An 18,652-nucleotide genomic window follows, 5' to 3' on the forward strand; every position below is an offset into this window, starting at 1 on the left:
CGGTTAACATCCGGGGAATTGAAGGGAGTCGGGGTTCCGGCGGCCGCTCTACGCGCGTCATCATCCAGCCATGCGAATCCCCCCTCGAACCACCCTCGCCGGCGGTGTCGCCACCGCCCTCCTGTCCGTCCTCCTCCTCGGCGCCCCGGCCGGCGCCGCGCCGGCCCCGGCCCCCGTCGCCGTCGCGTCCTCGGTCACGGCCGCCGCGTCCGTCGGGGACATCTGCTACTCGGACCTGCCCAGCCAGGCCCACGACACCCTGCGGCTGATCGACGCGGGCGGCCCCTTCCCGTACAGCCAGGACGGCGCCGTCTTCCAGAACCGCGAAGGCGTCCTGCCGGCGCACGCCTACGGCTACTACCACGAGTACACGGTGAAGACCCCGGGCGTCTCCACCCGCGGGGCCCGCCGGATCGTGACCGGCAGCACGGTGGACGAGGACTACTACACCTCCGACCACTACGCCACGTTCGACCTCGTCGACCACGCCTGCTGACGGGCCGTCGGTCAGGCCCGGCGCGGGGTCGTCCACTCCAGGCGGGTCCTGACCCGCGGGTCGCGGACGTGTTCCAGGGCGGCGAGCGCCGTCTCGCGCGGCGCTCCGTCCGCCTCCCCGTCCGCGAGGATCGACGCCAGCGCGTCGACGGCGCGCGGATCCTGACGGATCGCGAGCCCCCGCGCCGCCTCCGCCGCGGTCTCCGGATCGGAGTCGCCGAGCCGCTCCGCGAGCCCCTCCCGCACGAGCGGGGTGTCGTCGGGCAGCTCGGCGAGCGCCAGCGTCGCCCAGTCCCGCACCCGGGGGTCGCCGTCCCGGCTCAGCGTGAGCAGCACCCCGAGCGCCTCGACGTGACCGGCCGGCACGATCCCGGCGAGGGCCGCCGCGACGGCCCGGCGCACCACCGCGTCGGGGTGCCCGGCCGCCGCGAGCAGTTCGGGCACGGCGGCCGCGTCCGCGCACTCCCCGAGGGCGAGGACCGCCGAGAGCAGCGGCTCCCGTGCCGGGGGCGCCGCCTCCGCCGCCAGGCGCCGCAGGACCGGGACGGCGCCCGGGCCGAAGCCCGGCAGCGCGCCGAGCACCCGCGCGCCCAGCGCCCGGCGCAGCGGATCGCGGTAGGCGCACCACCCGGCCGCCGCCACGAACGTCTCCTCGTCGGCCCGCCCCGCCAGCTCGGCCACCGCCGTCGTCCAGTCGTCGAGCTCCGGGTCGCCGCGGCGCAGCGCCCGCGCCGCGAGCTCCTCGTGCGGGGTGCGCAGCCCGAGCGCCGCCTCCAGGAGCGTGGCGATCGCCGCGTGACCGGTCCCCCGGTCGTCGCCGCGGCCGGGCGCCCCGTCCTCCCGCAGCAGCTCGACGACGACCGTGATCCCGCCGTCCTCCCGGATCCGCCGGACGGCCGCCTCGTACGTCTGCCCGCCCTCGTTCCCGGCGACGAGCCCGCGCCGCAGCTCGGCCGCGATGTCGGCGCCGATCCACCGCCGGGCCTCCCGCAGGGCGGCCTCCCGGGCCCGCGCCCCGTGGTCGAGGAGCGCCCGCACGCAGCCGGTGGAGCCGCGCCGTGCGGCGGCGACGAGCGGGAGGACCCCGTCGGGGCCGGGCCGGTCCGGGTCGGCGCCGTGCTCCAGGAGGAGCCGGGCGGTGTCGGCGTGGCCGAGGCGGAGGGCCCAGGCGAGCGCGGTGAAGCCGTACGCCTCCTCCTGGTCGGCCGCCGCGCCCGCCGCGAGCAGCGCCCGCACGACCTCGGTGTGGCCGCCACAGGCCGCCCCGCACAGCGGCAGGTCCCCGTCGTCCTCGCCGCTGCCCCGGGCGGGGTCGGCCCCGGCGGCGAGCAGCAGCCGCACGATGCCGGCCTCGTCGCCGACGGCCGCGCGGTACAGCGCGGTCTCCCCGTCCTCCCGGCCCTCGGGGTCCGCCCCGTCCCGCAGGAGCCGCACGGCCCCGTTCTCGTCCCCGTCCCGGATGGCGTCGAACAGCGTGCTCATGCACCGACCCTGACCCGCCGTCGGGGCGTGGCGCAAATCGATTCGTGCGTCGACGCGCGTCGACGCGTCAGGAGGCGCACTCCAGGACCGAGCCGCACACCCCGCACCGGGCCCGCAGGACGCGCCCCGCCGGCACCCGCAGGCGCTGGAGGCAGACCGGGCAGGAGAAGGAGACGCCGGTCGCGGGGGCCCCGCCGTCGAAGGCGTAGGGAGCGTCCTCGGAGGCCCGTCCCCTGCGCCGCTGCAGGGCGTACCGGCGGCGCTCGGCCCAGCCCGCCCCGGCCAGCGGCGGCACGGTCCGCTCCCGCGCGGCCTCCGCCCGGCCCCGTACCCACGCCTCGTACGCCACGGGGCTGGTGAACCAGGGCGAGGGGTCCTCGCCGAAGACCTCGGCCCGCTTGCCGAGGACGTAGCCGAACTCCTCCGGGGTGAGGTAGCCGAGCTTCTGGCTCTCGACGCCGTCCTGCCGGTACGCGTCGAGCAGCAGCCAGCCGGCGCCCAGGTAGGCGGTGGTCACGTCGGTGAGGACCTCGTTCTCCGCGGTGCCGGGGAAGCCGAGGCCGAGCCGGTGCAGCAGGACGTGGGTGATCTCGTGGGCCAGGGCCGCGCCGATGTCCCTGCGGCGGGTGCGGAAGCGGTCGTTGAGCTCCACGAAGTACTCGGGTCCCGCCGTGAGCTCGACGGCCGCCGCGTACTCCATGGGGCGGAAGCTCACCACGATGCGCGCCTCGGGCAGCTGCAGGTGCCGGACGAGGGCGTGGGCCACCCGCTGGGCGCCGAGGTGGAGGTCCTCGTCGTCGTCGAGGGCGACGTCGTCGGCGCTCACGCTGGCCGGGTAGCGGCGCACGCCGTCGGGGGAGAGGCGGCGGTAGAGCGCGGTGAGCGCGGCCCGCATCGTGGCGCGGTGCGGAAAGCCGTGGATGACACGGTCGGCCCCATGACGGTTCGGCATGCCGGATCCCCCTTCGCGTCCACTGTACGGTCCCCCCACCGGATCTGGCCGAAAAGGCTTTCTTGTGGCGCCAGTTGGACGCTGTTCATAATCCGGGCAGGCCTTGACGGGCGCATGTCATCGCGTTCATGTCATTCCTCCGCCGAGGCCGACCCCCCACGAGAGAAGGAAGACACGTGAAGCAGAACCGCATGATCCGTGCCCTCCAGAAGCTGGCAGCCGCCGGCGCCGTCGTCCTGGCGGCCGTCAGCCTCCAGCCCACCACCACCGCCTCCGCGGCCCCGGCCCCCGTCGTCGGCGGCACCCGCGCCGCCCAGGGCGAGTTCCCCTGGATGGTCAGGCTCTCCATGGGCTGCGGCGGCTCCCTGATCACCCCTCAGGTCGTCCTCACCGCCGCCCACTGCGTGAGCGGCTCCGGCACCAACACGAGCATCACCGCCACCGCCGGAGTCGTGGACCTCCAGTCGAGCAGCGCCATCAAGGTCAGGTCCACCAAGGTCCTCCAGGCCCCCGGCTACAACGGCCAGGGCAAGGACTGGGCGCTGATCAAGCTCGCCACCCCGATCACCTCGCTGCCCAACCTGAAGATCGCCGAGACCACCGCGTACAACAGCGGCACCTTCACCGTCGCCGGCTGGGGCGCCGCCCGCGAGGGCGGGGCGCAGCAGCGCTACCTCCTCAAGGCGAACGTCCCGTTCGTCTCCGACGCCACCTGCCAGGCCGCCTACGGCAGCGACCTCGTCCCGGCCGAGGAGATCTGCGCCGGATACAGCCAGGGCGGGGTCGACACCTGCCAGGGCGACTCCGGCGGCCCCATGTTCCGCAAGGACAACGCCGGTGCCTGGATCCAGGTCGGCATCGTGAGCTGGGGCGAGGGCTGCGCCCGGGCCGGCTACCCCGGCGTCTACACGGAGGTCTCGACCTTCGCCGCCGCCATCAAGTCCGCCGCCGCCACGCTGTAGCGGACCCGTGGACGGGTGCCCCGGAGCGGCCTCGGCTCCGGGGCACCCTCACGTGCTCGGCCCGGTCGTCCCTCGTGAGAACTCAGAGGACGTCCAGCTCCACCGAGGACGGCCCCCCGCCCTCCACTTCAAGCACCCACACCTCGTTCGCGCCCTCCCGCAGCACCGGCCCCGGCACGAACAGCGCCTCCTGCGGACCCGCCGACCAGTAGCGGCCCAGACAGAAGCCGTTCACCCACACGAAGCCCCGGGTCGCGCCCGGCACCCGCAGCCGGGCGTCCCCCGCCTCGGCCACGGCGAGGACCCCCCGGTACAGGCCCGGAGCTTTTACGGGCGGGCCGAAGGGGACCTCGGCGACCGTCTCCGTGCCGAAGGCGTCCAGCCGCAGCGCCCGGGCCCGTACTCCGTGCAGGTACTGCCGCTCGTGCCGTACGCCCCCGGTGATCCCCTTCGGCTCCGCGAGGCGCGGCCCGTAGTTCACCCGGCCCAGCGACTCCACCCACAGGTCCACGAGCGCGAGGCCCGCCACCGGCTCGGGCAGCACGGCGTCCTCCCCGGCCGAGGCGTCGAGCACTCCCGCCGGCACCCCGTCCACGTACGCCACCGCCCGGTCCCGCAGTCCCGTCACCCCCAGCGGATACGGCCGCCGGGGGCCCGGCACCGCCACCCGGTAGCGGACCAGCCCCCGGTCCACCCCCAGCTCCTCGAAGGTCGGCGGCACCGGCGTCACCGTCTCCTCGCCGCCGAGGACCTCCAGGACCCCGTCCAGCGACGCCCACTCGTCCAGCGCGCCGGACACCGGCGCGCCGAGCCGGGCCGGCGGCTCCGGCGGCTCCGGCAGCGGCCCCTCCACGTACTCCGCGAGCACCTCCCGGAAGGCCCAGTACTTCTCCGTCGGCCGCCCCGCCTCGTCCACCGGAGCGTCGTAGTCGTACGAGGTCACCGTCGGCCGCAGCGGGCCGTCGTGCAGCTCACCGTCCCGGTTCGCGCCCGCCCAGCCCCCGAAGTTCGTCCCGCCGTGCGCCATGTACACGTTGACCGAGGCCCCGCACTCCAGGATCTCCCGCAGCGCCGCCGCCGCGTCCGCCGCGTCCCGCACCGCGTGCTCCCGGCCCCAGTGGTCGAACCAGCCGCACCAGAACTCCATGCACATCAGCGGCCCCGACGGCTGGTGCCGCCGCAGCGTCGCGAAGCCCTCCCGCGCCCCCGAGCCGAAGTTCGCCGTCGCCAGCACCCCCGGCACCGAGCCGCCCGTCAGCATGTGGTCCTCGGGCCCGTCCGAGGTGAACAGCGGCACGCTCACCCCGCAGTCCCGCAGCAGCCCCGCCACCCACTCCAGATAGCCCCGGTCGCTCCCGTAACTCCCGTACTCGTTCTCCACCTGCACCAGGACCACCGGCCCGCCCCGGTCCACCTGCCGCTCCACCACCTGCGGGAGCAGCCGCCGGAACCAGGCCTCCACCGGCGCCAGGAACTCCGGGTCGAGGCTCCGCACCCGCCGCCCGAGCGGGCCGGTCAGCCAGTGCGGAAGCCCGCCGTTCTCCCACTCGGCGCAGATGTACGGACCCGGGCGCACGATCGCCCGCATCCCGGCCCGCCCCACCGCGTCCAGGAACCGCCCGAGCGCGTCCGCGTCCACGAACCGGCCGGGCTCCGGCTCGTGCAGGTTCCACGGCACGTACGTCTCGACACAGTCGAGGCCCATCGCGCGCAGCATCCCGAGCCGGTGCTCCCAGTGCCCCTCGTGCACCCGGAAGTAGTGCAGCGCCCCCGAGAGCAGCCGCACCGGCCGCCCGTCGAGCAGAAAGTCCTCGTCACCCACAGCGAACGTGCTCATGGCCTCACCCTCACCCCCTGGCGGCGCCACGGTCCATGGACAAAGATCGTCGCAGTTTGGACGTTACGGGAGGGCAGGGCCGGCGATGTACCACACCTGGATGCGCTACTTCACGCCCGGCCCCGTCCACCACCGCCTCGGCCTCGTCTGCCTCGGCGTCGGACTCCAGCACGGCGCCCTGCCCACCGTCGGCCCGCGCACCCTCGACCACCACGTCGCCGTCGTCGTCTCCGCCGGCGGCGGCTGGTACCGGGGCCCCGACGGACGCCGCACCACCGTCACCGCCCCCGCCCTCCTCTGGCTCACCCCCGGCACCCCCCACCACTACGGCGCCGACCCCGGCACCGGCTGGGACGAGGCCTTCGTCGACTTCACCGGACCCGCCACCGCCACCTACACCGAACTCGGCTACATCGAGCCCGACCGGCCCGTCGTCCCCCTCTCCGACGCCGCGCCCGCCCGCGCCGCCATCGGCCGGATCGCCCGCGCCGCCCGCCCCGGCAACCCCCTCCTGGAGGTCGAGACCGGCGCCGCCGTCCACGAACTGCTCGTCGCGCTGCGCCGGGCCCGCGCCGACACCAACGCCGACGGCGACCCCGTCCTCGCCGCCCTCGCCCGCGACGCCTTCCAGCCGCTCTCCGTCGCCGAGCACGCCGCCCGCCACGGCATGACCGCCGCCGAGCTGCGCACCGCCGTCCGCCGCGCCGCCGGCTGCAGCCCCAAGGACTACCTGCTCACCGTCCGCCTCGGCCGCGCCAAGGAACTCCTCGCCGCCACCGAGCTGCCCGTCGCCGCCGTCGCCCGCCGCGTCGGCTACGACGACCCCGCCTACTTCTCCCGGCTCTTCACCCGCCGCGTCGGCACCGCGCCCATCCGGTTCCGCGAGCAGCAGGGACGGTCCGTGCACGGCGGCTGGAGCAACAGCGTTCCGGATCCCGAACACCCGCCCACGATCCCCCCGAGATCCGTCTAAGCTCGCAGATCATGAGCGACACCAGCGACACCAGTGCCATCGACCCGAAGGTCATCGCCGAGCTGACCCGGCTGCGCGAAAGCATCGACAACATCGACGCCGCGGTCGTGCACATGCTCGCCGAGCGCTTCAAGTGCACCCAGCAGGTCGGCGTCCTCAAGGCCGAGCACCAGCTCCCGCCCGCCGACCCCGCCCGCGAGGCCCGCCAGATCGCCCGGCTGCGCGAACTCGCCGAGAGCGCGAAACTGGACCCGGCCTTCGCGGAGAAGCTCCTCAACTTCATCATCGCCGAGGTCATCCGGCACCACGAGACGATTGCGGACGGAGCACGCTGATGGGCCGCGTCACGGTCTTCACCCTCGGAGGCACCATCTCCGCCCGAGGCGGTGACGCCGCCCGCATGACCGGCCAGGAGGTCCTCGCGGGCCTCGGTGCCCCCGAGGACGTCGTCCTGCGCGACTTCCGCCGCGTCCCCAGCTCCACCCTCTCCTTCGAGGACCTCGCCGCCCTCGCCGACGAGGTCCGGGAAGCCGTCGCCGGCGGCTCCGGCGTGGTCGTCGTCCAGGGCACCGACACCCTGGAGGAGACCGCCTTCCTCCTCGACCTGCTCTGCACCACCGAGCAGCCGGTCGCCGTCACCGGCGCCATGCGCCGCCCCGACCTGCCCGGCGCCGACGGCCCCGCCAACCTCGCCGCCGCGCTCGCCGTCGCCGCCGACCCCGCCTGCCGGAACCTCGGCGTCCTCGTCGTCCTCGCCGACGAGATCCACGCCGCCCGCCTCGCCCGCAAGACCCACACCACCTCCATCGCCACCTTCGCCTCACCCGGCGCGGGCCCCCTCGGCACCGTCGTCGAGGGACGCCCCCGGATCCTGCTCCGCCCCGCCGTCCCCGCCGCGCTCTGCCCGCTCAAGCTCGACCCCTCCGTACGGGTCGCCCTCGTGACCCTCTCCCTCGGCGACCGCGGCGAACTCCTCGACGCCGTCGACGACCGCTTCCAGGGCCTCGTCGTCGCCGCCTTCGGCGGCGGCCACGCCCCCGCCCCGCTCGTCGAACCCCTCGCGGAACTCGCCCGCCGCATCCCGGTCGTCCTCGCCTCCCGCACCGGCGGCGGCGCGACCCTCACCGACACCTACCGCAGCCCCGGCTCCGAGCACGACCTGCTCCACCACGGACTGATCCCCGCCGGCCCCCTCGACCCCGCCAAGGCCCGGATCCTGCTCCACACCCTGATCTCCAGCGGCGCCGCGGGCCCCAGCGGCTACGACCGGCCCCGCATCACCGCCGCCTTCGCCCACCTGAACGGCTCCGGCCTGGCCTGAGGTGCCCACACCCCCTGCCCGGGAACGGAGCGATCGGGCAGCATAGGGCCCATGTCCGTACTGACGCGCGACGAAGCGCAGACCCGTGCCCAGCTCCTCGACGTCCACCACTACCGGGTGGACCTCGACCTCACCACCGGCGACGAGACCTTCCGGTCGCAGAGCCTCATCCGCTTCACGGCCCGCGCCGCGGGGGACACCTTCGTCGAGCTCAAGCCCGAGACCCTCCACTCCGCCGAGCTCGACGGCGAGCCCCTCGACGTCACCACCCTCGACGGCAACCGGCTCCCGCTCAGCCTCACCGAGGGCGAGCACACCCTGAGCATCGGCACCACCATGCGGTACTCCCGCACCGGCGAGGGCATGCACCGCTTCACGGACCCCACCGACGGCGAGGCGTACGTCTACACCCAGCTGTTCATGGAGGACGTCCAGCGCGTCTTCGCCGCCTTCGACCAGCCCGACCTCAAGGCCGTCTTCGAACTGGGCGTCACCGCCCCCGAGGGCTGGACCGTCCTCTCCAACGGCATCACCGAGCAGCAGCCCGACGGCCGCTGGCAGGCGGCCCCCACCCCGCTGCTCTCCACCTACTTCGTCTGCGTCGCCGCCGGCCCCTGGCACAGCATCCGCACCGAGCACGCCGGCCTGCCCTTCGGCATCCACTGCCGCCGCTCCCTCGCCGCCCACCTCGACGCCGACGCCGACGAGATCCTCGCCGTCACCAAGGCCTGCTACGACCGCTACCACGAGAAGTTCGACGAGCCCTACCCCTTCGACTCGTACGACCAGGCCTTCGTCCCCGAGTTCAACGCCGGCGCCATGGAGAACCCCGGCCTCGTCACCTTCCGCGACGAGTTCGTCTTCCGCTCCGCCGTCACCGTCACCGAGCGCCAGACCCGCGCCATGGTCATCGCCCACGAGATGGCCCACATGTGGTTCGGCGACCTCGTCACCCTCCGCTGGTGGGACGACATCTGGCTGAACGAGTCCTTCGCCGAGTACATGGGCTTCCAGACGGTCAACGAGGCCTGCTCCGACCTCTTCCCCGACACCTGGATCGACTTCGGCGTCACCCGCAAGGCCTGGGGGTACGAGGCGGACCAGCGCCCCTCCACCCACCCCGTCGCCCCCGACCCGGAAGCCGTCCCCGACACCGCCTCCGCGCTCCTCAACTTCGACGGCATCTCCTACGCCAAGGGCGCCTCCGCGCTCCGCCAGCTCGTCGCCTGGCTCGGCGAGAAGGACTTCCTCGCCGGCATCAACATCCACTTCAAGCGCCACAAGTTCGGCAACGCCACCCTCGCCGACTTCATCGACAACCTCGCCGCCGCCACCGACCGCGACGTCCACGCCTGGGCCGAGCAGTGGCTGCGCACCACCGGCGTCGACACCCTCACCCCCCGCCTCGAGGGCGAGGGCACCCACTGGCGCCTCCACGTCGACCGCGACGGCAGCCGCCCGCACCGCATCCAGGCCGGGATCTACGACCGGCAGCCCGACGGCGAACTCGTCCTGCGCGAGCGCCGCGAGCTCGACGTCCCGCAGGAGGCGCCCGCCGAGCTGACCGGCCCGCGCCCCGCCCTCGTCGTCCTGAACGACGGCGACCTCGGCTACGCCAAGCTCCGCTTCGACGAGGTCTCCGAGGAGACCGTCCTGCGCGGCCTCTCCCGCGTCCCCGACCCGCTGACCCGCGCCGTGATCTGGAACGCCCTGCGCGACATGGTCCGCGACGGCGAACTGGAGCCCGCCGCCTACCTGGAGACCGCCCTCGCGCACCTCCCCGAGGAGAGCGAACTCGCCCTCGTCCAGGGCATCCTCGGCTTCGCCCGCACCCAGATCGCCGACCGGTACGTCACCGAGGAGGAGCGCCCCGCCGCCCTCGCCACCATCAGCGAGATCGCCCGCGCCCTGCTGCGCCGCACCGAGGACGGCGAGGCGCCCGGACTGCGCCTCACCGCCGTCCGCGCCTGCATCGACAGCGCCACCACCCCCGACAAGATCGCCTCCTGGCTCGACGAGGGCACCGTCCACGGCGGCCCGGAGCTCGACCCCGAGCTGCGCTGGCGGATCCTCGCCCGCCTCGCCGTCCTCGGCGCCACCGACGAGACCGTGATCGCCGCCGAACTGGAGCGGGACCCCAGCGCCACCGGCCAGGAGGGCGCGGCCCGCTGCCGGGCCGCCCTGCCCACCCCCGAGACGAAGGCCGCGGCCTGGTCGTCCCTCTTCGACTCCGACGACCTCTCCAACTACCTCTTCACCGCCACCGCCCAGGGCTTCTGGCAGCCCGAACAGGCCGAGCTCGTACGGGAGTACGTGCCGCGCTTCTACGAGGCGGCCGTCGCGCTCGGCGACCGCCGGGGCCCCGCGATGGCCGAGGCCGCCGGGCGCTACGCCTTCCCCTCGTACGCGATCGACGAGGAGGCCCTGGCCCTGGGCGAGTCCCACCTGACGGCCGACACCATGATCCCGGCCCTCCACCGCAAGCTGGTGGACCAGCTGGACGACCTCCGCCGAGCACTGCGCGTGCGCGGCTAGGCCCTCACCGGCCCTGGACAGGCCCTGGACAGGCCCTAGACCGGTCCCCCCGTCCAGTCCCAGGCGGTCAGCGCCGCGTGCATCAGGCGCGCGGCGCCCGTCGGGTGGCCGTCGGCGTACCGGAGCAGGGTGAGGGTGCGCCGGCAGTCGGGGCCGTCGACGGCGATCCAGGCGACGGGGGCCCGGGTGGCGCTGCGCCGGGCCATGTCCGGGATCAGGCCGATGCCGAGCCCCGCGGCGACCAGGATCGCGGTCGCGCTGGGCTCGTCGCCCTCGCAGACGATCCTCGGGGGCGCCAGGCCGTTCCCCGCGAAGAGCCGGTCGAGGAGCCTGCGCTGCCAGTGGCCCGTGCGGGTGGTGACGAAGGGCTCGTCGGCGAGTTCGCCGACGGTCACCGAGGCGCGGCCCGCCAGGGGGTGGTCGAGCGGCGCGACCACCCACACCGCCTCGTCGAGCAGCCGGACCGCCTCCAGGCCCTCGGGCGCGAAGGGCTGCGAGGCGACACAGAGGTCCACCTCCTGACCGCGCAGGCCGCGGGCCATCTCCTCGGCGGCCATCTGGTGGAGTTCGACCTCGACGCCGGGATGGGCCCGCTTGAAGGCCCCGAGCGGCCCGGTCAGGGTGAGGAAGGTCTCCGAGGCCAGCCGTACGGTGCCGAGCTCCCCGCCCGTGATCGCGGCGACGGCCCGGCGCCCCGCGTCGAGCTCCCCGAGGGAGCGCTCGACGTGCCGGAGGAACGCCTTCCCGGCGTCGTTCAGCCGGAGCCGGCCGACCCGGTCGAACAACGGCGTGCCCAGCTCGTTCTCCAGCCGGGCGACGGTACGGCTCAACGACGGCTGGGCCACGTGGAGTTCCTCGGCCGCGCGGCTGAGGTGCTCCAGGTGGGCCACGACGACGAACTGCCTGAGCGCGTGGAGATCCATCATGCCCCCGGGGACATAGCCCGATAACGATATTGATCTTGGACAGGGTATCGGCCGGGTCATAGCGTCGTGAGCGTTCCCGCACCGACAACGAGGGGGAGGGCGCGGCATGCTGAGGAGCGTGTGGCGAGCCGTCGTCACGGCGCACGTGGTGGCGGTCTTCGGACAGCCGGTGTTCGCCGGCGTCTATCTGAGCGGCGACTTCGACGGACTGGGCATGCACGGGGTGGGCGCCGACGTCGTCACCTCCCTCTGCCTCGTACAGCTCGTCGTCGCGATCGTGGTCCGGGCACGGCTGCGCCGATCCTGGCCGTTCTTCGTCACGCTGGCGCTCGCGGTCGCCGAGACGGCGCAGTACTTCGCCGGAACGGCCGGGGCGCTGTGGCTGCACATCCCCCTGGGCGTGTTCACCGTCGCCGCCGTCGTCGTGCTGTTCACCGCGGTCTGGCTGCGGCCGCTGGACCGCCGGGAGGCCGTCGATGCCTGAGCTCACGAGGCGCCGGGTCCTGGCCGTCGGCGGGGCGCTCGGACTGATGGCGGCGGGCGGGCTGACGGCCGCCGCCGGACTGTCCCGCCGTCCGGCCGCCACCGGCGCCGAACTCCGCAGCGCGGTGCCGCTGCCGCCCGCGTTCCGGGTGCCGCTGCCGCTCCCGGCCGTCCTGAGGCCGGTCGCCACCTCGGGCGGCACCGACCGCTACGAGATCACCCAGCGCGAGGTGACGGCGGAGATCCTGCCCGGCGTGCGGACACGGCTGTGGACGTACGGGGGCACCTTTCCCGGCCCCACGATCGAGTCGCGCCGGGGCCGCCCGGTCACGGTCTCCCACCGGAACGAACTGCCGGTGCCGACGGTCGTGCACCTGCACGGCGGGCGCACGCCGGCGGTGTCGGACGGCTACCCGACGGACCTGGTGCTGCCGGAGGGCTGGAGCGGCCACGGCGGCGGCCACGGCGGGGGACACGCGGGCGGCGGCATGCACGACCCCCGGGCGGTGACGACCGAACTGACCCGGGACTACACCTTCCCCCTGGACCAGCGGCCGACGCTGCTGTGGTACCACGACCACCGGATGGACTTCACCGCCCCGGCGATCTGGCGGGGCCTCGCCGGACTGCACATCGTGCGCGACGACGCCGAGGAGGCCCTCGGCCTGCCGGCAGGGCCGCGCGAACTGCCGCTGATGATCGCGGACCGCGCGTTCGCCGCCGACGGCAGCCTCGACTACCCGTCCCTCGACCCCGCCCTGCGCGGCCGCCCGGGCGTCCGGGAACCCTACGTCGCCGGGGTGCTCGGCGACGTGATCCTCGTCAACGGCGCCCCCTGGCCCGTCCACGAGGTCGACGCGGCCCGCTACCGGCTGCGCCTCCTGAACGCGTCGAACGCCCGGCACTACGAGCTGGCGTTCGTCGGCGAGGGCGACGGGCGCACGGTCGAGTTCGTCCAGATCGGCGCCGACCAGGGCCTGCTCGCGGCGCCGGTGCGGCACTCCGCCCTGCCCGTCGCCCCGGCCGAACGCTACGACGTGGTCGTCGACTTCTCGCGCTTCCCGGTCGGCACGCTGGTCAAGCTCGTCAACCGGCTGGGCTCCGGGCGCACGAAGGAGGTGATGGCCTTCAGGGTCGCGCGCGGGGCCACCGACGACAGCAGGGTTCCGGCCGTCCTCTCGACCGACCTCCCGACCTGGCGGCGCTCGGAGGCGGTCCGGACGCGCGACTTCTCCTTCCGCGCGGGCCGCATGGGCGAGGACGGCGGCCACGGCTGGCTGATCGGAGGCCTCCCCTTCGACCCGGCCCGCTCGGACGTGACGGTCCGCCTGGGCGACGTGGAGATCTGGCGCCTGGTCGCGGACGTCCACCACCCCGTCCACCTCCACCTGACGGGCTTCCGCATCCTCTCCCGAGGCGGCGGGGCACCTCTCGCGCACGACGCGGGTCTGAAGGACACGGTGTCCCTGCGGCCGGGCGAATCGGCGGAGATCATCACGCGCTGGGAGGGCTACAGGGGCCGCTACCTCTTCCACTGCCACAACGCGGAACACGAGGACATGGGCATGATGGCAAACCTGGAGGTGACCTGAACCTCCCCGGTGCGGTGCCCCGCCTGCCCCCCCGTTGTGGGCAGGCGTTCCGCAAGGGGCGGAACGGGTGGGCACAACGGAACGGCGCCCTTGCCGGCGCCAGAGGCTTCCGCGCCTGAACCCGCACCGGCAGGTACGGCACACACGGGGCGCGGGTCCAGGCACGTAAGGCGGAGACGCCGCTGAAGGGCGCCGTCCCGTGTGCCCACCCTCCCCCAAGCTCTCGGCTTCGCTCGAGCAGGGGGGACCCCCTCGCCCAGCGGGACGCCTGCCCACACGGCGGGTGGTGGAAGGGGCACCGCCCCGGCGTGTGCGGGCCCCACACGGAAGGCGGAAGGGTGCCGTCCGGCAAGGCGTGGTCCTCGCGCGAGGGGAGGCGCGTCCCTCGTTCGGGTCACAAGGGGCGACTCCCCGGACAGCACCCCCCGCCGCCCGCCACCCTGTCGTCCATGCGTGCCGCACCCCCACCCCTCGCCGCCGACACCACCGCCCTGAGCCGCCTCCTGGGCACGGCCCTCGACGCCCTCCGGGAAGGGGCGCAGGCCAGGGGCGGTCCGCTCCCGGCGGGCGGCCCGGAGGCCGTGGCCCGGCGTGTGCGCGAGGCGCTCGGGGAGCCGTTCCCGGAGACGGGGCAGGGCCCCCAGGAGGCGCTCCGTACGCTCGTGCGGGTCCTGGCGGAGGGCGCCGCCGACCCCGCCGACCCCCTGTGCGCCGCCCATCTCCACACCCCGCCCCTCGCGCTCGCCGCCGCAGCAGACCTGGCCGCCTCCGCGCTGAACCCGTCGATGGACTCCTGGGACCAGGCGCCCGCGGCCTCCGCCCTGGAGGCCGAGGTCACGGCGGCGCTGGCCGCCGAGGTCTTCCCGGACGCGCCCCGCCCCGACGCGCTCGTCACGACCGGCGGCACCGAGTCCAATCAGCTGGCCCTGCTCCTCGCCCGGGAGCGCCACCCGGACGTACGGCTCGTCGTCGGTGCCAACGCCCATCACTCCTTCCGCCGCGCCGCCTGGCTCCTCGGCCTGCCGGAGCCGGTCACCGTGCCGGCCCCGGGCGGCACGACGGACCCGGAGGCCCTCCACGAGGCCCTGGCCCGCACGGGCGAGGGGCCCGTCCTCGTCGCCGTCACCGCCGGCACCACCGACGAGGGCCTGATCGATCCGCTGCCCGCGCTCGCCGACGTCTGCGCGGCCCACGGCGCCCGCGTCGAGCTCCACGTCGACGCCGCGTACGGCGGCCCCGTCCTCTTCAGCCGTACCCACCGCCGGCTCCTCGACGGCCTCGAACGGGCCCGCACCGTCACCGTCGACCTGCACAAACTCGGCTGGCAGCCGGCCGCGGCGGGACTCCTCGCCGTACGGGACGCCGCCGACCTCGCGGTCCTCGGCCACACCGCCGACTACCTCAACGCCGACGACGACACCGAGGCCGGCCTCCCCGATCTGCTCGGCCGCTCCCTGCGCACCACCCGCCGCCCCGACGTCCTGAAGACCGCCGTCACCCTCCGCGCGCTGGGCCGCGCGGGTCTCGGCGCGCTCGTCGACCGCTGCATGGACCTCGCCCAGGACCTCGCCGACCGGGTGGAGAAGGCCCCCGGCCTGGACCTCAGGGAACGTCCCACGCTCACCACCGTCCTCTTCCGTCCCACCGGCGCGGACGACACGACCGTCGCCGCGATCCGCCGCACCCTCCTCGCCGGGGGCCGCGCCGTCCTCGGCCGGGCGACGGCCGACGGCCGCCTCTGGCTCAAGGCCACCCTGCTCAACCCCCACACCACCCCCGGCGACCTGGACCGGATCCTCACCCTCGTGGAAGGCAGCACGCACCGATGACCGGCGACACCCCCCAGCAGGACCCCGATCAGCCCCACGACCTGGTGGGCGTCGGCATCGGCCCCTTCAACCTCTCGCTCGCCGCCCTCGCGCACGGCGTCCCCGGCGGTCTCGCCGCCACCTTCTACGAGCAGCGGCCGGCCTTCCACTGGCACCCCGGGCTGCTCCTCGACGGCGCCACCCTCCAGGTCCCCTTCCTGGCCGACCTGGTGACCCTCGCCGACCCCGCCAGTCCCTGGACCTTCCTCAACTACCTGAAGAGCCGCGAGCGCCTCTTCCCCTTCTACTTCGCCGAGAAGTTCCACATCCAGCGCGCCGAGTACGACGCCTACTGCCGCTGGGTCAGCGAGCGGCTCCCGGGACTCCGCTTCGGCCACCAGGTCGACTCCGTCCGCTGGAACCCCGAGCGGCGGCTGTTCGAGGTCGACTTCACCCAGGTCGACCCGGAGGGCGAGGCCGAGGCCCTGGGCCGCGCCTACACCCGGAACGTCGTCCTGGGCGTGGGCACCGAGCCGTACGTCCCCGAGCCGCTCCGGCCGCTCGCCGACGCCCCCGGCGTCCCGGTGATCCACTCCGCCGACTACCTGACCCACCGCGAGTCGCTGCTGCGCGCCGGCCACGTCACCGTCATCGGCTCCGGCCAGTCCGGCGCCGAGGTCTTCCTCGACCTGTTCCGCGCCCGTCCCGCCGGGGCCGAGCGGATCCACTGGCTGGCCCGGACCGAGGCCTTCGCCCCCATGGAGTACTCCAAGCTCGGCCTGGAGCACTTCACCCCCGACTACACCCGCTACTTCCACGCCCTGCCCGAGCCGGTGCGCGGCGAACTGGTGCCCCGCCAGTGGCAGTTGCACAAGGGCATCGACGCGGACACCATCGCCGCCATCCACGACGAGCTCTACCGCCGCACCCTGCACGGCGGCTGGCCCGACGCCGTCCTCACCCCCGGCGTCCGGGTCCGCACGGCGGGGAGGGTCGCCACCACGCGGGTCGAGCTGCACCTCGAACACGTCCAGCAGTCCACCCGCTCCCGGCTCACCACCGACGCCGTCGTCCTCGCGACCGGCTACCGGGAGCGCCCGGTGGACCGGATGCTCGCCGGGCTCGACCCGTACCTGCGCCACGACTCCGCCGGGCGCCCCCGGGTCGACGAGCGGTACCGCCTGGTCCTCGACCCCTCCGTCACGGGCTCCGTGTACGTCCAGAACGCCGAGCGCCACACCCACGGCGTCGGCGCCCCCGACCTGGGCCTGGCGGCCTGGCGCAGCGCGACCATCCTCAACTCGGTCACCGGCAAGGAGCCGTACCCGCTGCCGCGCCGCACCGCCTTCACCAGCTTCGGCCTGGACGCGCGAGAGGCGCCGGGCATCCCGGCCCAGGGCCGGAAGCTGACGCCTCTCGTACAGCAGTAGGAACTAGAAGACCGGCACGCCGTCCCGGGTCAGCTTCCAGTCCACCGAGGCGAAGAGGCCCGGGTCGACCGTGCCCTTCGCCTTCACCCACTGGATGATGGTGTTGCGGATCTCGTCCGAGTTGGCCCACAGCTGCTCGGCCTTGGCGACGTGCGGGAAGGCGCCGCCGCCGCTGGCGCGGTAGTTGTTGACCGCGAGGACGAACTTCGCCGCCGGGTCGAGCGGCCTGCCCTCGAAGGACAGGTTCGCGATCCGCCGGCCGACCGGCTTCGCGATGTCGATGTCGTACGTCAGGCCCGACACGGCGTCGTAGTTGTAGTCCGGCGTGCTGTCCGCGTTGGTGAGCTTCGCGGTGTCGACGGGCGCGCCCGCCGGGGTCTGGACGTAGTACTTCGCCGAGTACTCCAGGTAGTCCTTCAGCTGGGCGCCCGTCAGCAGACGCGCCTCCAGGGTGTTCTCGAAGGGGTAGAGGCCGGCGGCGTCCTTGATGCTGATCTCGCCGGCGGGGATCCGGGCCGTGCGGGAGAAGCAGGAGGCCTGGGAGAGCACGGGCAGACCGGCGTACGCGCCGCCCGCGAGGGCCGCCTTCACCGTCTCGGCCTGGACGACGTTGATCAGGTCGATGATCGGCTCGTCCTTCCAGGGGGCGTCGGCCGTCGTCATGGCCGCCGTGGAGGTGCCGATGACCTGGTTGACGTACGCGACGACCTTCTTGTGCTCGTCGGCGAGCAGGCCGGTGATCTCCGGGTCCTCGGCGACCGTGTTGGAGTTGAGGACCTGCGCGCCGACCTTCTCGACCACCCAGCGGCCCTTCTCCCACACCAGGTCGAAGTCGAAGAGGGTGAGGCGCTGGCCCCACTTCAGGGGCTCGGACAGGACGACGTCCTTGCCGGTCTCCTTGTTCGTGACCTTGTACTCGGGGATCTCGGTGTGGGCGTGGCCCACGAGGATCGCGTCGATGCCGGGGACCTGCTCGGCGACGAGCGCGGCGGCGTTCTCGACGTAGGGGAGCTGGTCACCGTACGAGGAGGTGCCGGAGGAGCCGGAGTGGGCGGAGACGACCACGACGTCGGCGCCCATGGAGCGCAGCTTCGGCACCCACTTCGCGGCCTGCTCCTCCAGGCCGGGGAAGACCATCCTGCCGGTGACGTTCGCCTTGTCCCAGATGGCGATGCCCGGGTTGGTCAGACCGAGCACCGCGACCTTGACGTCCTTGCCGTGCGGGGTGCGGAGGCAGTGCATGCTGTACGGGGCGAAGGCCGGGCGCAGGGACTTGGCGTCGAGCGCGTTGGCGCCGAGCAGCGGGAAGTCGCACTGCTCCTCGAACTTCCGCAGCACCGGGATGCCGTAGTTGAACTCGTGGTTGCCGAGCGCGGCGGCGTCGTAGCCGATGGCGTTCATGGCCTGGGCCATCGGGTGGACCGGGCCGCCGGTCTGGGTGATGGGGTCGACCTTGGCGTAGTAGTAGGACAGCTGGGTGCCCTGGATGGTGTCGCCGGCGTCGATGAGGAGGGTGTTGCGGCGGCCCTTCGCGGCGCGGACCTGCTCGACCAGGGTGGAGATCTTGGCGAGGCCGACGTCGTTGTGCGCCTTGTCGTCGAACTCCTTGTCCGTGAAGTAGTCCCAGTTGAAGACGTTGCCGTGCAGGTCGGTGGTGCCCATCACGGTGAAGGAGTACCGCTTCTGCGGACGCGGGCGGCCGGGACCGGCGGCCTCGGCGGGCACGGCGACGGCTCCGGCGACGGCCACTCCGGCTCCGGCGGCGGCCGAGCGCTCCAGGAACGTCCTGCGGTTCAGCGGCATGTGTGTTCTCCCCTTTGGTTCTGTGACGCCTGCGCCGACCGTGGCGCACAACG

15 protein-coding genes are annotated in these 18,652 nt (G+C 74.1%); 10 read left to right on the forward strand and 5 right to left on the reverse strand.

Features of this window, described 5'->3' with window-relative positions; genetic code table 11:
• The first annotated feature begins 70 nt into the window (after positions 1-70).
• A complete protein-coding gene (locus ACFYUZ_RS03535; protein WP_389305902.1) occupies positions 71-496 on the forward strand; it encodes a ribonuclease in 426 nt (141 codons plus the stop codon).
• A gap of 11 nt (positions 497-507) precedes the next feature.
• Here ACFYUZ_RS03535 and ACFYUZ_RS03540 read toward each other — a convergent pair whose 3' ends face one another.
• Both ACFYUZ_RS03540 and ACFYUZ_RS03545 read right to left on the reverse strand, forming a co-directional pair.
• Positions 508-1,977, reverse strand: a complete 1,470-nt coding sequence (locus ACFYUZ_RS03540) for an ankyrin repeat domain-containing protein (protein WP_389305903.1) — start codon at positions 1,975-1,977, stop codon at positions 508-510.
• A gap of 67 nt (positions 1,978-2,044) precedes the next feature.
• Positions 2,045-2,929 carry a hypothetical protein gene (locus tag ACFYUZ_RS03545; RefSeq protein ID WP_389305904.1) on the reverse strand — a complete coding sequence of 295 codons (885 nt, stop codon included), beginning with the start codon at positions 2,927-2,929 and terminating at the stop codon, positions 2,045-2,047.
• 191 nt (positions 2,930-3,120) lie between these two features.
• Here ACFYUZ_RS03545 and ACFYUZ_RS03550 point away from each other — a divergent pair, with 191 nt between their 5' ends.
• Positions 3,121-3,891, forward strand: a complete 771-nt coding sequence (locus ACFYUZ_RS03550; RefSeq protein WP_389306267.1) for a S1 family peptidase — start codon at positions 3,121-3,123, stop codon at positions 3,889-3,891.
• 82 nt (positions 3,892-3,973) lie between these two features.
• Here ACFYUZ_RS03550 and ACFYUZ_RS03555 read toward each other — a convergent pair whose 3' ends face one another.
• Complete coding sequence (locus ACFYUZ_RS03555; RefSeq protein ID WP_389305906.1) at positions 3,974-5,728, reverse strand: beta-galactosidase family protein; 1,755 nt, start codon at positions 5,726-5,728, stop codon at positions 3,974-3,976.
• Between the two features lie 85 nt (positions 5,729-5,813).
• Between ACFYUZ_RS03555 and ACFYUZ_RS03560 the strand changes: the two genes are divergently transcribed.
• The 4 genes from ACFYUZ_RS03560 to pepN are packed head-to-tail and all read left to right on the forward strand — an operon-like array spanning position 5,814 to position 10,557.
• Complete coding sequence (locus ACFYUZ_RS03560) at positions 5,814-6,701, forward strand: helix-turn-helix domain-containing protein (protein ID WP_389305908.1); 888 nt, start codon at positions 5,814-5,816, stop codon at positions 6,699-6,701.
• 11 nt (positions 6,702-6,712) lie between these two features.
• On the forward strand, positions 6,713-7,036 hold the full coding sequence (locus tag ACFYUZ_RS03565; RefSeq protein WP_389305910.1) for a chorismate mutase: 324 nt from the start codon (positions 6,713-6,715) through the stop codon (positions 7,034-7,036).
• Positions 7,036-8,022: an asparaginase gene (locus ACFYUZ_RS03570; RefSeq protein WP_389305912.1), complete on the forward strand. Its 987-nt coding sequence runs from the start codon at positions 7,036-7,038 to the stop codon at positions 8,020-8,022. Before ACFYUZ_RS03565 ends, ACFYUZ_RS03570 begins: the two co-directional genes overlap by 1 nt.
• A gap of 51 nt (positions 8,023-8,073) precedes the next feature.
• On the forward strand, positions 8,074-10,557 hold the full coding sequence (gene pepN / locus ACFYUZ_RS03575; protein WP_389305914.1) for an aminopeptidase N: 2,484 nt from the start codon (positions 8,074-8,076) through the stop codon (positions 10,555-10,557).
• A gap of 35 nt (positions 10,558-10,592) precedes the next feature.
• Here pepN and ACFYUZ_RS03580 read toward each other — a convergent pair whose 3' ends face one another.
• The gene (locus ACFYUZ_RS03580) at positions 10,593-11,483 is read right to left on the reverse strand and encodes a LysR family transcriptional regulator (protein ID WP_389305916.1); all 891 of its coding nucleotides are present in this window, start codon (positions 11,481-11,483) and stop codon (positions 10,593-10,595) included.
• 106 nt (positions 11,484-11,589) lie between these two features.
• On the opposite strand from ACFYUZ_RS03580, the gene ACFYUZ_RS03585 reads away from it, so the two are divergent.
• From ACFYUZ_RS03585 to ACFYUZ_RS03600, 4 genes are all read left to right on the forward strand, one after another.
• Positions 11,590-11,967 carry a hypothetical protein gene (locus ACFYUZ_RS03585; protein ID WP_389305918.1) on the forward strand — a complete coding sequence of 126 codons (378 nt, stop codon included), beginning with the start codon at positions 11,590-11,592 and terminating at the stop codon, positions 11,965-11,967.
• Positions 11,960-13,558 carry a multicopper oxidase family protein gene (locus tag ACFYUZ_RS03590; RefSeq protein ID WP_389305920.1) on the forward strand — a complete coding sequence of 533 codons (1,599 nt, stop codon included), beginning with the start codon at positions 11,960-11,962 and terminating at the stop codon, positions 13,556-13,558. The genes ACFYUZ_RS03585 and ACFYUZ_RS03590 overlap by 8 nt, the downstream gene beginning before the upstream one ends.
• Positions 13,559-14,007: 449 nt before the next feature.
• Positions 14,008-15,387 carry a pyridoxal phosphate-dependent decarboxylase family protein gene (locus ACFYUZ_RS03595; protein ID WP_389305922.1) on the forward strand — a complete coding sequence of 460 codons (1,380 nt, stop codon included), beginning with the start codon at positions 14,008-14,010 and terminating at the stop codon, positions 15,385-15,387.
• The gene (locus ACFYUZ_RS03600) at positions 15,384-16,796 is read left to right on the forward strand and encodes a lysine N(6)-hydroxylase/L-ornithine N(5)-oxygenase family protein (protein WP_389305924.1); all 1,413 of its coding nucleotides are present in this window, start codon (positions 15,384-15,386) and stop codon (positions 16,794-16,796) included. The genes ACFYUZ_RS03595 and ACFYUZ_RS03600 overlap by 4 nt, the downstream gene beginning before the upstream one ends.
• A gap of 3 nt (positions 16,797-16,799) precedes the next feature.
• Here the strand turns inward: ACFYUZ_RS03600 and ACFYUZ_RS03605 are convergent, their stop codons facing one another.
• Positions 16,800-18,599, reverse strand: coding sequence for a bifunctional metallophosphatase/5'-nucleotidase (locus ACFYUZ_RS03605; protein WP_389305926.1), 1,800 nt, complete (start codon positions 18,597-18,599; stop codon positions 16,800-16,802).
• Positions 18,600-18,652 lie beyond the last annotated feature (53 nt).

Origin of the sequence: Streptomyces sp. NPDC004266 (assembly GCF_042874095.1) — a bacterium.
Classification (GTDB): Bacteria; Actinomycetota; Actinomycetes; order Streptomycetales; family Streptomycetaceae; genus Streptomyces.